This window comes from Flavobacterium bernardetii (assembly GCF_011305415.1).
Lineage (GTDB): Bacteria > Bacteroidota > Bacteroidia > Flavobacteriales > Flavobacteriaceae > Flavobacterium > Flavobacterium bernardetii.
The window spans coordinates 299,343-312,164 of the sequence record NZ_JAANOQ010000001.1 but is presented as its reverse complement, the minus strand read 5'-3'; the positions used below and the strand labels follow the sequence as shown (position 1 = coordinate 312,164).

Below are 12,822 nucleotides of genomic sequence, written 5' to 3'. Positions count from 1 at the left end.
TCAGATGAAGAAAAAAATAGTATTATGCGTTTTATATATAGCTACATTTTTATACTTACTTGTTTCTTTTCTTTTGCTCAAGAATCTAAAATAGAAATCTTTAAAAAAGACAGTTTACTTATTATTCCAAAAAATACAGAAAAAGGATTTCATCATGAATACATTTTGTTTATTCCAAAAGGAACACCAATAAATAAAAAAACTTTTTTACTTGTAGAACCCAACAATACTGGAAAAATCTCCGACAGTATTCAGTTACACAAAGCATACGCTATTGATTTAGCATCTGTGAGTTCAGTTGGAAATAATGTTTCTACGATGCTGAAAATTCCTTTATTAGTTCCAATTTTCCCTAGACCAGCGTATCAACCGTTGACTTATACTCATGCTTTAGATAGAGATGTGATCATGGAAAATTCTACTGAATTAAAACGATTAGATTTACAATTAATAGAAATGATTAAAGATGCAAAAACAATATTAACTACAATGAATATTGAAGTAGATTCTAAAATATTTATGAATGGCTTTTCAGCTTCTGGAACTTTTACTAATCGTTTTTCATTTATTCATCCAGAAATGATAAAAGCTTTAGCTATTGGAGGTTTTAACGGAGAATTAATGCTTCCTGAAAAGAAAATCAACAATGTAAAACTTAATTATCCAATCGGAATTAATGATTTTACTAAAATATTTGATAAAAAGTTTGATATCAATACGTTCAAAAACATTCCAAAATTCATCTATATGGGAAAATTGGATGAAAATGATGCCGTACAATTTGATGATGCTTACAGCGATGAAGAACGCAACATAATCAATACTAATTTAGGCAAAATAGTTCAAGAACGTTATTTGAAATGTCAAGAAAATTACAACAAAAACAAAATCACTTCTATCTTTAAAACGTATGAAAATGTAGGACATTGGACAACATCAGACGTAAATCTTGAAGTAATTAAATTCTTCTTTAAGGAAATGCAGACAAATTAGAATCTTTACTTCTCAAACCCATACTCCTTCTCTACCTTCGCAATTCTAACCACATAATTTTCATACCATCTTTGTCGGCCTAAAAATTGCGCATCTAAATGATCTAAATTTTGTTTCCAATTCGCAATTGCTTCTAAACTTTCCCAATACGAAACGGTAATTCCAATTTCATTTCGTGCCGATTCCACACCTAAAAACCCAGATTGTAGTTTGGCTAAGGTTTCCATTTTCAGTGCCATTTCAGCATAATTATCATCTAATTCCGTTCGTTTAGAAGTGAATATTACGGCGTAGTAAGGTGTTTGCATAGGCTGTTATATTATGAAATGATATTTATTCTAAGAGAAATTTTAATATATTTACTTAAAATAAAATCTTAACTAAAAATAAGTACGTTTTTTAAATATAACAATTAATTTGAAAGAAAAAATAAAATATCATCAGGATGAATTAGTGGTTTTAATTAAAAATAGAGACCAAAAAGCTTTTTCCTATTTATACGATACTTATTCCAAGGCATTATTTGGAATAATTTATGCTATTATAGGTGATTATGAAGAAACGGAAGTTTTGACTCAAAATACTTTTATTAAAATTTGGAATAGTTTTGATAATTATGACAGCAGTAAAGGCCGACTTTTCACTTGGATGATAAACATTGCCCGAAATGCTGCTATTGATTTTAAAAGATCTAAAAACAACAAAAATCAAAACCGAAACATATCAAATAACGTATATGAACTAAATGAATTGTTTACTGAGAATTTTTCATCAGACACTATTGGTTTAATAGGAGTAGTTGAAAAATTAACTAGTGAAAACTTATTACTAATCCAGCATGCTTATTACAAAGGATATACACAACAAGAAATAAGTAAAGAATTGAATATTCCTTTAGGAACAGTAAAAACGAAAATGAGAAAAGCATTGCTTATTTTGAGAGAACTATTAAAAGAAAAAGCACAAGTACAATAAATGGATCCAATAGAAAAATATATAGACTCAGGTATATTGGAGTTATACGTTTTAGGTATGACATCTGACGAAGAAAATATTGAAATTAGTAATTTAGCTTCACTCCATATTGCAATTAAAAATGAGATTGAATCCATAGAACTTGCTTTAAATGGATATGCAGCAGAAATTGCTCCTGAAATTTCTCCAGCCACTAAAGAATGGATTATGGCTACTATTCATTATACAGAAAGATTACAAAATGGTGAAGAAGTTGCCAATACACCCATGTTAAATAAAAATAGTAAAATTGAAGATTTTGACACTTGGTTAAAACGCGACAACATGCAAGCACCAGATGATTATGATGCCTTACATGCCAAAATTATTTCAGCAACACCAGAAGCAAAAACTTTAATTGTATGGTTGAAATATGGCGCACCACCGGAGGAACACACGAATGAAATGGAACACTTTTTAATTGTAGAAGGCACTTGTGATATTACAATTGGAGATAAAGTACATCATCTCGTTCCTGGAGATTATTTGTCTATACCACTGCATATAGATCATGATGTAAAAGTAACTTCAATAACACCTTGTAAAGTGATTTTACAACGAGTAGCAGCTTAGTAAAAATATAAACGCTCAAAGTCAACGGATTTTGAGCGTTTTTTTATAATTGATTTCTAAAAAATACATTACAACTGTTATAATTAAAGATTTCACGGTTCCAACTTCCTTCTCCCAACTTCTAACTTCCATCACCCAACTTCCTTCTCCCAACTTCCATCTTCAATCTCCCAAATTCCATCTTACATCTCCCATCTTCCAACTTCCAGCTCAAACTACAATTCATCCATAAAAAATTACAATTCGGTAGTTTTAAATTTCATAGCTGAACTTTCTTGTGCAACTTTGCTTCATCAAAAAACAAGAATTATAAATAATAGAATCTGAAACGAGTTCAGATTGAACAATTAAAATTTAGAAATCATGGTAAAATTAGTCACAACAGTAGCATTGGTATTAGTAAGTTTTGTAGCATCGGCACAAACTCAATTTGAAAAAGGAATGGGAAGCGCTTTAAAATTATGGGGCGAAGGCAAAAACACAGAAGCTATTGCTCAATTTGAAAGAATTGCATCGGTAGAAAAAACAAATTGGTTACCTAATTATTATATCGCAGCGATTAACACCTTTCAAGCTTTTGGAGAAAAAGACAAAACTAAAATGAAAACGTTATTAGAAGCGGCTCAAAAAGCACAAGATGAAAATAATACTTTAGCTTCAGAAAATGCAGAAGTATTAGTAATGCAAGCGATGATTCACACGGCTTGGATTGTGTATGACCCAATGACAAACGGACAAAAATTATATGGCGATGTATTATTTTTATACGGAAAAGCTGAGAAAATAGCACCTGAAAACCCGAGAGTAGTTTTCAATAAAGCTAGTTTTGAAAAAGGTGGTGCCGAATATTTTGGAGGTGATACAGCGCCAATGTGTGAAAAAATAAAAGCATCTATCAATTTATTTGCTAATTTTAAGCCTGAAACACCTTTTCACCCAACTTGGGGAATTGAAAGAGCAAAACAAGAAGCAGAAAGTTGTAAATAATTACACAAAACGCTTTTTATAAATTTTGAAACTCAAAAATGATGATAAATAAATTAATAAAAGAAGTTCCGAGAGCCACAATAATCGCCATATCAATATTTTTTGTATTGTTATTAATACGATTTATTACAGGACACACTATACATTTTAATCGCGATTTATTGACAAATTTTGGGTATGTAATGTTGTACGGATTCACATTATATTTTGCTAATGCTTTGTTATTCATCTATTTGGATAAAGTTTTTCAAGCTGAAAGATTTACGCGCAAAAGAATTATTATCGGTTTTGTATCCTCATTTTTAGTTTCGATTTTAGTGATTTTCCTTCTTCGTGTTTTTGAAGATGTAATTATAGAACAACGCTCTTTTTCAGAGTTTTTAAGTAACGAAACCATGTCGAATTACTTGGTTTCAATTATAATCACTTTGATTGTTTCACTAGCTTTTCATGCTTTTTATTTTTACAAAGCGTACAATGAAAGTAAAGTTAAAGAACAAAAAATAATTGCGAGTTCGGCTTCAGCTCAATTCGAAAGTTTGAAAAATCAAATTGATCCACATTTTTTATTCAATAGTTTAAATGTATTGAGTTCATTAATTGAAGAAAATCCGGAAGCTGCTCAGAAATTCACCACATCGTTGTCAAAAGTCTATCGTTATGTTTTAGAACAAAAAGACAAAGAATTGGTTTCTGTTGAAGAAGAATTGAAGTTCGCTAAAACATACATGAATTTATTAAAAATGCGTTTTGAAAACAGTATTACTTTCGAAGTTCCAGAATTTGAGAATGACGAAGCAAAAGTGGTTCCGCTTTCTTTACAATTGTTGTTAGAAAATTGTATCAAACACAATATTGTGAGTGAGAAAAAGCCATTACACATTAAAATTTATATTGAAGAGAACGAATTAATCATCGAAAACAACAAACAAATAAAAGAAGTTTTACAAGATAGAAAAGGTGTTGGATTGCAAAACATTGTAAGTCGTTATGCTATTTTAACCAAGCGAAACGTAATCATACAAGAATCGGAAGTCATATTTAAAGTCAAGTTACCAATTCTTACCAAACAAATTATCTCTATAGATACAAAAGTTATCGAATCAGAAAACATGTCTTATGTAAGAGCAAAAGAACGTGTTGAGAAATTAAAAGGGTTTTATGGAAATCTAATATCATATTGTTGTGTTATACCTTTACTGATGTTTATCAATATAAGAACATCTGACTTTCAGTGGTTTTGGTTTCCAATGTTAGGTTGGGGATTTGGTTTAACGATACACGCAGCGGAGACATTTGGTTACGGTAAAGCTTGGGAAGAAAAGAAAATTAGAGAAATCTTGAATAAAGATAAAGACAGTAACAAAAATTGGAAGTAATCATGGAAAATACAAATCAAGAATACGAAAGATATCAAAAAGCAAGAAAAAAGGTTAAAGAAATTAAAGGTTTTTACAGTCACTTAACGGTTTACATTTTAGCTATAAGTGTACTGACTTACATTAACTTAAAATACACTCCAGAATACATTTGGGTTATTTGGTCTGCTGTTGGTTGGGGATTTGGAGTATTTGGTCATGCTTCAAAAACATTTAATTGGGTTCCTTTCTTTGGTAAAGATTGGGAAGAAAAAAAGATTCAAGAATTTATAGAAGAAGAAAATCAAAAGAAAAACAAATTTCAATAATAAAATATTAAAGTTATGACAACTCAAGAAGAATTAAAATATCAGGAAGCTCAAAAACGAGTAAAAAGAATTAAAAGTTTCTATACTCACTTAATCGTTTTTATTCTAGTGAACACTTACATTGTCATTAAAAAAACACAAAATATTGATCCAGGAGAAAATGTATGGCATGCTTTCAAAGTTCCTTTTTTCTGGGGAATTGGTTTAGTTTTTCATGGAATAAAAGCATTTGATTCTATTCCTTTTATTGGAAAAGATTGGGAAGAAAGAAAGATTAAAGAGATGATGGATAAGAAAAAATAATTATCAAAATTCAATATTTTTAAACACAGATTTAAGAAATTAAACTAAAACTATAAAATTATGACAACTCAAGAAGAAATAAAATATCAGGAAGCTTTAAAAAGAGTCAAAAAAATTAAAGGGTTCTATTCTCATGCTGTAGTATATTTGCTAGTAAATATTATGATTGTATTTTTAAACATAAATGATTTAAAAGAGGGTGAAAGCTATTTTCAATTTAAAAATTTCTTAACGGCCTTCTTTTGGGGAATTGGTTTATTATCTCACGGATTATCTGTTTTTATGCCAGGTTGGATAATGGGCGAAAATTGGGAAGAGCGTAAAATCAAAGAATTGATGGATAAAGAGAAACAAAATAAAGAAATGTGGCAATAAATCAATTTGTCAATTTTCAATGAGTCAATATGCCAATAAAAAATAAAATATGAATATTATAATAGTTGAAGACGAAAAACCAGCTGCACGATTGTTACAACGTAAAGTGGAAAAAATGGGATTAGAAGTCAATCATATGCTTCATTCTGTAGAAGAATCAATTGCTTGGTTTCAAAACAATATACATCCTGATTTAATTTTCCTCGACATTCAATTGTCAGATGGTTTGTCTTTTGAAATTTTTGAAGCGATTGATATCAAAAGTGCTGTGATTTTCACAACAGCTTATGATGAATATGCCTTGCGCGCTTTCAAACTGAATAGTATCGATTATTTATTGAAACCGATTGATGAAGACGATTTAGAAATTGCAGTTAATAAATTTAAAGCTAGAACTACTTCTCAAAATATTTCATTAGATTTTGAAGCGATAAAACGTATGTTGGTCAATCCAGCGGAAAAGGAATATAAAAAACGATTTTCGGTGAAAATTGGAACACAATTAAAGGTTGTTACTATTGATGAAATTGAATGCATTTACAGTGAAAATAAAGGCACTTACATTCATACTTTGGACAACAGAAACTATTTAATTGACAACTCATTAGAAGTTATTGAAAGAGAATTGGATCCGAATCAGTTTTTCAGAATTAGTCGAAAATTCATTATTCCGTTGCATTCCGTTAAAGAAATTCAAATGTATTCGAATTCGCGATTAAAAATTATTTTACCAACTTATAAAGATGATGAAGTAATTGTTGCCCGAGAAAAAGTTTCAGATTTTAAAACGTGGATTGATTAATTACTCACTAAAACATATTTTCTAATTCCAATTAAAACGATAATTGGCAGAGTGAAAAGAATAAAAAACGGTACGATAAATTGCAAATAGCCTAATGGTAACATTACAGCAATGATAAGCAATTGAAAACCTAATCCATAAACAGAAACTAAAGTCATAAACCAATTGGGAAACGAGTTTGCTTTATACGCATCTTGGTCTAAAAAGTGAATAATTCTATCAAAAGCACCATACACAATAGTGTAAATTTTAAATAAAATATTTACTGATTTTTGACTTTCTCCAGGTAAGGCTTTCGGAGTTTTATATTCGAAAACTTTACTGGTTGTATCACCGCCCACCAATTTATTTCTTAAAATCACATAGTAATAATTATATAAAGTTCCTTGCAATTGAATGCCAATAAATGCTAGTATCGAAAACCAAATCGTACTTTCAGAAACATAGCAAATAGCCATAAAAAATAGGAAATTTAAGATGATATCAAACACACTATCTAAATATCTTCCAGAATAAGAAGGCGTGTTTTTTAATCGAGCTAATTCTCCATCAGCGGCATCAATTCCTGATTTTAAAACGATGAAAAATCCTGCCAAAAAGTAATTCCCATTTAAAATACAAAAAATGGCAATTAATCCAGAAATTCCAAATAATAAAGTAACGTGAATGGGTGTAAAACGAGTATTTTTTAAAAGATTGGCTAAAAATTTACCAAAAGATCTTCCATAATCTGATAAATCTAAAAATTTATCCTGCGCTGCGAGTTTAGACATTAAAACGGGTAATCACGAAAATGCGACAATATAGTCAGACTGCAAATATAACTATATTTAAATTTGTATAATTATAATGTTATGTTAATCTGTATGTAAAGTAGTGCATAAATTATTAAATTCGTAACTATATCTAACTTTTATGAAAGCACGTTTACTATTCCTTTTTCTATTTACATTTTCATTTATCAACACGGTAAAAGGACAAGACTTAATTACATTTAAAACTTTTGATGAATTAAGCACTTATATAAAGGAAAATAATTCGAAACCATTGGTTATCAATTTTTGGGCAACTTGGTGCGCGCCATGTGTAAAAGAGTTACCTTATTTTGAAAAATTAAATCAAGAAAACGCAAACGTAAAAGTAATTTTGGTGAGTTTAGACTTTGAAAAACAAGTTGAAAGCAAACTGAAACCCTTCTTAAAAAAGATAAAATACACTTCAACTTCAATTTACTTGGCGGATAAAGATTATAACAGTTGGCTTCCGAAAATCGATAAAAATTGGTCTGGTTCTATTCCGGCGACATTGATAATTAATCAGGATAAAAAAGTATTTGTAGAAAACGATTTTTCAAGCTTTGAAGAACTAAATACATTCGTAAACCAATCAATAACTAAATAAATATATTATGAAGAAATTTGGAATTTTAACATTACTTACGTTAATTTTAATGAGTTTTACCAGCACTTCTGGTTACCAGCCAGGTGATAAAGCTACCGATTTTAAACTAAAATCTGTAGATGGAAAAATGTACAGCATGTCAGATTATAAAGACGCAAAAGGGTTTATTGTGGTTTTTACTTGTAACCATTGTCCGTTTGCAGTTAAATATGAAGATCGAGTTATCGAATTAGCAAAAAAATACAAATCGAAAGGGTATATTTTATTGGCAATTAACCCAAATGATCCAGCTGCAGCACCAGATGATAGTTATGACTTAATGAAAGTTAGAGCAAAAGAAAAAGGCTTCACTTTCCCATATTTATTTGATGAAGGACAAAAAATTTATCCACAATATGGTGCAACAAAAACGCCACACGTATTTTTATTAGATAAAAATTTAATTGTAAAATACATTGGTGCGATTGATGACAATGTAGAAGATGCTTCTGCTGTAAAAGAACACTATTTAGAAAATGCGATTGCAGAATTAGAAAAAGGAAAAGACCCAACTGTTCCGGTAACAAAAGCAATTGGTTGCACGATTAAAGTAAAAAAATAAAAATCTCAAAAAATTAAAAAAGGCGTGAAATTATGATATTTTACGCCTTTTTTATTTGTTTCAAAATAAACTATTCTATTTACTAAATCTATGTAAAGTATACGTCATTGTTGCTAATAAAATAAAAGCCATGATTTGATGTGTTAATCCTAACCAAAGTGGCACGCTAAATAAAAGTGTGAAAACACCTAATAAAAATTGCAAAAACACAATAATTACCAATAAATTCAATCCGTTTTGCTGCTGATTAGAAAGTGAGAATTTTTTACTTTTGAAATATAAAAACAAGATTAATCCCACTACAACATACGCCATTGTTCTGTGTACAAATTGTACACCGCTTTTACCTTCAGTTAATCTAAGTAACCACGAATCTTTTTCTAAAATTACACTTTCGTGAAGCAACTGTCCGTCGCTCATTAATGGCCAATGATTGTGAATTAATCCCGCATTTAATCCTGCCACAAATCCGCCATAAATAATTTGAATGATTAAAAACACAAGAGCTATTCTAGCCATTTTTCTTAAAGGAAGAATCACTTCATTTTTTGTTGGATAAATAATATCTAAAGCTACCCAAAGTGTGTAAGCAAACGTAATGAAAGCAAAAGTTAAGTGTAATGAAAGTCGGAAATGACTCACATCTGGATTATCAATTAAGCCACTTTTCACCATAAACCAACCTAAAAATCCTTGAAACGCGCCCATTCCTAAAAGAATGATACATTTTTTAATCGTTTCAGAATTTAGTTTTTTCTTAATTAAAAAGTATACAAACGGCACAATGAAAACCAAACCAATAATTCGACCAATAAAACGGTGAAACCATTCCCAAAAGTAAATAAACTTATAATCGCTTAATTGAAAATCGTTATGAATATTGATTTTTTGATATTCTGGAAATTTCTTGTATTCTTCAAAAGCAGCTTGCCATTTTTCATCTGTTAAAGGTGGAAAAGTATCTGTTACTAAATGCCAATCTGTCATTGACAATCCTGAATTGGTTAGTCGAGTAATTCCTCCAACAGTAACCATTATAAATAGTAAAACACAACCTGAAAGTAGCCAATAAATGACCGATTTATTTTGATTCATTTTTAAAAAATTTATAGTGTAAAAATACGCTCAAAATTGAAATATTCTTACTAAACAATCGTTAATAATCAATTAGTTTCCCAATTTCATTATATTCTTCTATCTTACTTTTTTTTATGATTTTTTTTAAAAATAATTTATCTATAAAAAAATGTAAAAATGCATAAATAATAACAATAGAAGTTAAAATATACATTCTAATAATTATTCTAATATCATTAATATTTAATAATTTAATATTAAAAAAGTCCTCAATTGCTAATTGAAAATTATAAACAATAACTAGTGCAATTGGTAAAGAAATAATTGAAATAATTAAATAATATATTTTTATTTTTTTATCCTTTATTTTTTTAATACTAAGCTTACGTCTAAATAAAATATTCGCAAATATCACCATAAAAACTAAAACAGCTAAACAAAATACTCCAAAGAAATCCATACAATATTACTTTTTCTTCAACCCTAATTTCTCAGCTCTTTTCATTACAAAATCTAGAGCGGGTTGGTATTCATTTGGAATTTCTCCTTCTAAAATAGCTTCTTTCACGGCTTCTTTTAATACACCAATTTCTCTACACGGTTTCAAATTGAAAATTTCCATAATTTCTTCTCCAGAAATAGGTGGTTGAAAAACTCTCACTCTATCCTTCTCCTCTACTTCAACAATTTTCTGACGAACAATTTTAAAGTTATTATGGTATTTTTGAAACTTCTTGCTGTTTTTTGTAGTGATATCGGCTTCGCACAACGTCATTAAGTTTTCTACATCTTCACCGGCATCAAAAACCAAACGTCTTACTGCTGAATCAGTTACAATATCTTCTGCCAAAACAATTGGACGAGAACTCATCATCACCATTTTCTGTACGAATTTCATTTTCTGGTTTAATGGCATGTGTAATCTTTCAAAGATTTTCTTTACCATTTTTCCACCTAAAAACTCATGTCCGTGAAATGTCCAACCTTGTTTTTTATTGAATTTCTTCGTTGGTGCTTTTCCGATATCGTGCAACAATGCCGACCAACGTAACCAAACATCATCTGTATTCGGACAAATATTATCCACCACTTCTAACGTGTGATAAAAGTTATTTTTGTGTGTATGACCTTCAACTTCTTCCACATTATTCAACGCTGTTAATTCCGGTAAAATAATATCAAGTAATCCTGTTTTAAATAAATGCAAAAAGCCAATTGATGGTTTTTCAGAAGATAGAATCTTGTTTAATTCATCTACAATTCTTTCTCCTGAAATTATGGTAATTCTATCTTTATTTTTAGTGATGGATGCCAAAGAATCGCTTTCAATTTCAAAATTTAATTGTGAAGCAAAACGAATCGCACGCATCATTCGTAAAGGATCGTCCGAATACGTAATATCAGGATTTAAAGGCGTTTTTAAGACTTTATTTTCCAAATCGGAAACACCATTAAATGGATCAACTAAATCTCCAAAATTTTCCGAATTTAATGAAAAAGCCATGGCGTTAATAGTGAAATCACGGCGTTCTTGATCGTCTTTTAACGTTCCGTCTTCAACAACTGGATTTCTACTATCGTGCGTATATGATTCTTTTCTCGCACCAACAAATTCAATATCCATTTCTTTATAACGCAACATCGCTGTTCCGTAGTTTTTAAAAACTTGAACTTTGGGTTTATTTGGTAATAACTCAGAAACTTTTAGTGCTAATTCGATACCGCTACCAACAGCAACAATATCGATATCTTTTTTATGATTTCTTTCTAATAAAATATCACGAACAAAACCGCCAATGACATAACTTTCTAGGTTAAGTTCTTTTGCGGCTTCTGATATTATATTGAAAATTTTATTTTCTAAATGTTGTTTGTAATTCATTATGTTTTATGACGGAAATTCAATGTTTTATGGCCACGAATTCACGAATGATTTTTAATTATATATTATTTGCTTTGCAAATTTCGAATTTTAAAATACTACAAAACAATTCTTTTGTATTCTAAAGAATCATTATTAAAGTTAACTATAATTGCTAATTTATTATTTGATACTTTTAAATAATTCATTGCTTGCGCAATGTGCGAATCAGAAATTGAATTACAACATTTGATTTCTAAAATGATTTTATCAAATATTATAAAATCAGCATAAAACTTATGCTTCAAAAGTATGTCTTTGTACTTCACACTATATTCTTTTTCTCTTTCGAAAAAAATCAAAGATTTTTCTAATTCGTATTCAATTGCATCTTTATAAACAATTTCAGAAAATCCTTTTCCTAAATTTGAATGAATATCAAACAAGATACCCATTAATTTATAGCTTTCGCCTTTATAAATTATATTTGACATTAACTTTTAATTCGTGAATTCGTGGCTTATATTTTATTCTTAATTCGTTTATAATACTAACCAATTGTCAATTGACTAATTGTCTCATCGTCTAATCACTTTAACCTGACTATCCAATGTTAATTTAATAATTGCTGATGGTTTTTTACAAACTTTATCGCGGTGCAAATTTACAACATAGTCGACTCCTTTTATAATTTCTGGAGAAATTTCTTTGAAATTCATAGGAGTTGGTTGTCCGGAAATATTAGCAGAAGTAGAAACTAAAGGTCGTTTCATTCTTTCCATTAATTTGAAGCAAAAAGGTTCTTTTACTAAACGAATTCCTAATGTATTATCTTCTGCAATAATATTCTTTGCTACATTTTTGGGTTGATCTAAAATCAAAGTGGTTGGTCTTTCAGAATTATCCAAAATTTCCCAAGCTACTTCTGGAATTTTTGCAAAAACGTTGTACATCATTTTTTCGCCATTCATTAAGCAAATCATGCTTTTACTTTCTTCGCGTTGTTTTAAGGCATATATTTTCGCAACTGCTTCTTCGTTTGAAGCATCGCAACCAATTCCCCAAACGGTATCAGTTGGATAAAGGATAATTCCCCCATTTTTAATGACTTCGAAGGCGTTATGAATTTCAGTATTGATGTCCATTAT

At 29.6% G+C, this 12,822-nt stretch carries 18 protein-coding genes; 11 read left to right on the top strand and 7 right to left on the bottom strand.

What is annotated here, in order from left to right:
* The first annotated feature begins 24 nt into the window (after nt 1-24).
* Complete coding sequence (locus tag G6N05_RS01545) at nt 25-993, top strand: hypothetical protein (RefSeq protein WP_166124805.1); 969 nt, start codon at nt 25-27, stop codon at nt 991-993.
* A gap of 5 nt (nt 994-998) precedes the next feature.
* On the opposite strand, the gene G6N05_RS01540 is transcribed toward G6N05_RS01545, so the two are convergent.
* A complete protein-coding gene (locus G6N05_RS01540; RefSeq protein ID WP_166124804.1) occupies nt 999-1,301 on the bottom strand; it encodes an antibiotic biosynthesis monooxygenase family protein in 303 nt (100 codons plus the stop codon).
* Between the two features lie 109 nt (nt 1,302-1,410).
* Here G6N05_RS01540 and G6N05_RS01535 point away from each other — a divergent pair, with 109 nt between their 5' ends.
* The 8 genes from G6N05_RS01535 to G6N05_RS01500 all read left to right on the top strand — a co-directional run bounded on the left by G6N05_RS01535 (nt 1,411) and on the right by G6N05_RS01500 (nt 6,734).
* Complete coding sequence (locus G6N05_RS01535; RefSeq protein ID WP_205729723.1) at nt 1,411-1,968, top strand: RNA polymerase sigma factor; 558 nt, start codon at nt 1,411-1,413, stop codon at nt 1,966-1,968.
* Nucleotides 1,969-2,580: a cupin domain-containing protein gene (locus G6N05_RS01530; protein ID WP_166124803.1), complete on the top strand. Its 612-nt coding sequence runs from the start codon at nt 1,969-1,971 to the stop codon at nt 2,578-2,580. It abuts the gene before it with no gap.
* Nucleotides 2,581-2,943: 363 nt separating this feature from the next.
* Nucleotides 2,944-3,567, top strand: a complete 624-nt coding sequence (locus G6N05_RS01525; protein WP_166124802.1) for a hypothetical protein — start codon at nt 2,944-2,946, stop codon at nt 3,565-3,567.
* A 41-nt stretch (nt 3,568-3,608) separates the two neighbouring features.
* Nucleotides 3,609-4,946: a 2TM domain-containing protein gene (locus G6N05_RS01520; protein WP_166125416.1), complete on the top strand. Its 1,338-nt coding sequence runs from the start codon at nt 3,609-3,611 to the stop codon at nt 4,944-4,946.
* Between the two features lie 2 nt (nt 4,947-4,948).
* Nucleotides 4,949-5,254, top strand: coding sequence for a 2TM domain-containing protein (locus G6N05_RS01515; protein WP_166124801.1), 306 nt, complete (start codon nt 4,949-4,951; stop codon nt 5,252-5,254).
* A 15-nt stretch (nt 5,255-5,269) separates the two neighbouring features.
* A complete protein-coding gene (locus G6N05_RS01510; RefSeq protein ID WP_166124800.1) occupies nt 5,270-5,557 on the top strand; it encodes a 2TM domain-containing protein in 288 nt (95 codons plus the stop codon).
* Nucleotides 5,558-5,617: 60 nt separating this feature from the next.
* Nucleotides 5,618-5,932, top strand: coding sequence for a 2TM domain-containing protein (locus G6N05_RS01505; RefSeq protein WP_166124799.1), 315 nt, complete (start codon nt 5,618-5,620; stop codon nt 5,930-5,932).
* A 49-nt stretch (nt 5,933-5,981) separates the two neighbouring features.
* Nucleotides 5,982-6,734, top strand: a complete 753-nt coding sequence (locus G6N05_RS01500; protein ID WP_166124798.1) for a LytR/AlgR family response regulator transcription factor — start codon at nt 5,982-5,984, stop codon at nt 6,732-6,734.
* Here G6N05_RS01500 and G6N05_RS01495 read toward each other — a convergent pair.
* On the bottom strand, nt 6,731-7,507 hold the full coding sequence (locus G6N05_RS01495) for a CDP-alcohol phosphatidyltransferase family protein (RefSeq protein WP_166124797.1): 777 nt from the start codon (nt 7,505-7,507) through the stop codon (nt 6,731-6,733). The two genes, G6N05_RS01500 and G6N05_RS01495, sit on opposite strands and share 4 nt — an antisense overlap.
* Before the next feature lie 142 nt (nt 7,508-7,649).
* Between G6N05_RS01495 and G6N05_RS01490 the strand changes: the two genes are divergently transcribed.
* A complete protein-coding gene (locus G6N05_RS01490; protein ID WP_166124796.1) occupies nt 7,650-8,135 on the top strand; it encodes a TlpA family protein disulfide reductase in 486 nt (161 codons plus the stop codon).
* A 7-nt stretch (nt 8,136-8,142) separates the two neighbouring features.
* The gene (locus G6N05_RS01485; protein WP_166124795.1) at nt 8,143-8,736 is read left to right on the top strand and encodes a thioredoxin family protein; all 594 of its coding nucleotides are present in this window, start codon (nt 8,143-8,145) and stop codon (nt 8,734-8,736) included.
* 75 nt (nt 8,737-8,811) lie between these two features.
* Here the strand turns inward: G6N05_RS01485 and G6N05_RS01480 are convergent, their stop codons facing one another.
* From G6N05_RS01480 to G6N05_RS01460, 5 genes are all read right to left on the bottom strand, one after another.
* Nucleotides 8,812-9,831, bottom strand: a complete 1,020-nt coding sequence (locus G6N05_RS01480) for a COX15/CtaA family protein (RefSeq protein WP_166124794.1) — start codon at nt 9,829-9,831, stop codon at nt 8,812-8,814.
* 61 nt (nt 9,832-9,892) lie between these two features.
* Nucleotides 9,893-10,273 (bottom strand): hypothetical protein, encoded by a 381-nt coding sequence (locus G6N05_RS01475; RefSeq protein ID WP_166124793.1) that lies wholly within the window; start codon nt 10,271-10,273, stop codon nt 9,893-9,895.
* Between the two features lie 6 nt (nt 10,274-10,279).
* Nucleotides 10,280-11,695, bottom strand: a complete 1,416-nt coding sequence (locus G6N05_RS01470) for a CCA tRNA nucleotidyltransferase (RefSeq protein ID WP_166124792.1) — start codon at nt 11,693-11,695, stop codon at nt 10,280-10,282.
* A gap of 98 nt (nt 11,696-11,793) precedes the next feature.
* Nucleotides 11,794-12,168 (bottom strand): GxxExxY protein, encoded by a 375-nt coding sequence (locus G6N05_RS01465; protein ID WP_166124791.1) that lies wholly within the window; start codon nt 12,166-12,168, stop codon nt 11,794-11,796.
* Between the two features lie 84 nt (nt 12,169-12,252).
* Complete coding sequence (locus G6N05_RS01460; RefSeq protein WP_166124790.1) at nt 12,253-12,819, bottom strand: L-threonylcarbamoyladenylate synthase; 567 nt, start codon at nt 12,817-12,819, stop codon at nt 12,253-12,255.
* Nucleotides 12,820-12,822: the final 3 nt, after the last annotated feature.

Bases quoted from the DNA above. Each gene is read 5' to 3' on its own strand.
- G6N05_RS01490 (WP_166124796.1), top strand. From the start codon at position 7,650: ATGAAAGCACGTTTACTATTCCTTTTTCTATTTACATTTTCATTTATC.
- G6N05_RS01520 (WP_166125416.1), top strand. From the start codon at position 3,609: ATGATAAATAAATTAATAAAAGAAGTTCCGAGAGCCACAATAATCGCC.
- G6N05_RS01515 (WP_166124801.1), top strand. From the start codon at position 4,949: ATGGAAAATACAAATCAAGAATACGAAAGATATCAAAAAGCAAGAAAA.
- G6N05_RS01460 (WP_166124790.1), bottom strand. From the start codon at position 12,819: ATGGACATCAATACTGAAATTCATAACGCCTTCGAAGTCATTAAAAAT.
- G6N05_RS01545 (WP_166124805.1), top strand. From the start codon at position 25: ATGCGTTTTATATATAGCTACATTTTTATACTTACTTGTTTCTTTTCT.
- G6N05_RS01495 (WP_166124797.1), bottom strand. From the start codon at position 7,507: ATGTCTAAACTCGCAGCGCAGGATAAATTTTTAGATTTATCAGATTAT.
- G6N05_RS01505 (WP_166124799.1), top strand. From the start codon at position 5,618: ATGACAACTCAAGAAGAAATAAAATATCAGGAAGCTTTAAAAAGAGTC.
- G6N05_RS01470 (WP_166124792.1), bottom strand. From the start codon at position 11,695: ATGAATTACAAACAACATTTAGAAAATAAAATTTTCAATATAATATCA.
- G6N05_RS01485 (WP_166124795.1), top strand. From the start codon at position 8,143: ATGAAGAAATTTGGAATTTTAACATTACTTACGTTAATTTTAATGAGT.
- G6N05_RS01510 (WP_166124800.1), top strand. From the start codon at position 5,270: ATGACAACTCAAGAAGAATTAAAATATCAGGAAGCTCAAAAACGAGTA.
- G6N05_RS01480 (WP_166124794.1), bottom strand. From the start codon at position 9,831: ATGAATCAAAATAAATCGGTCATTTATTGGCTACTTTCAGGTTGTGTT.
- G6N05_RS01525 (WP_166124802.1), top strand. From the start codon at position 2,944: ATGGTAAAATTAGTCACAACAGTAGCATTGGTATTAGTAAGTTTTGTA.
- G6N05_RS01530 (WP_166124803.1), top strand. From the start codon at position 1,969: ATGGATCCAATAGAAAAATATATAGACTCAGGTATATTGGAGTTATAC.
- G6N05_RS01500 (WP_166124798.1), top strand. From the start codon at position 5,982: ATGAATATTATAATAGTTGAAGACGAAAAACCAGCTGCACGATTGTTA.
- G6N05_RS01465 (WP_166124791.1), bottom strand. From the start codon at position 12,168: ATGTCAAATATAATTTATAAAGGCGAAAGCTATAAATTAATGGGTATC.
- G6N05_RS01475 (WP_166124793.1), bottom strand. From the start codon at position 10,273: ATGGATTTCTTTGGAGTATTTTGTTTAGCTGTTTTAGTTTTTATGGTG.
- G6N05_RS01540 (WP_166124804.1), bottom strand. From the start codon at position 1,301: ATGCAAACACCTTACTACGCCGTAATATTCACTTCTAAACGAACGGAA.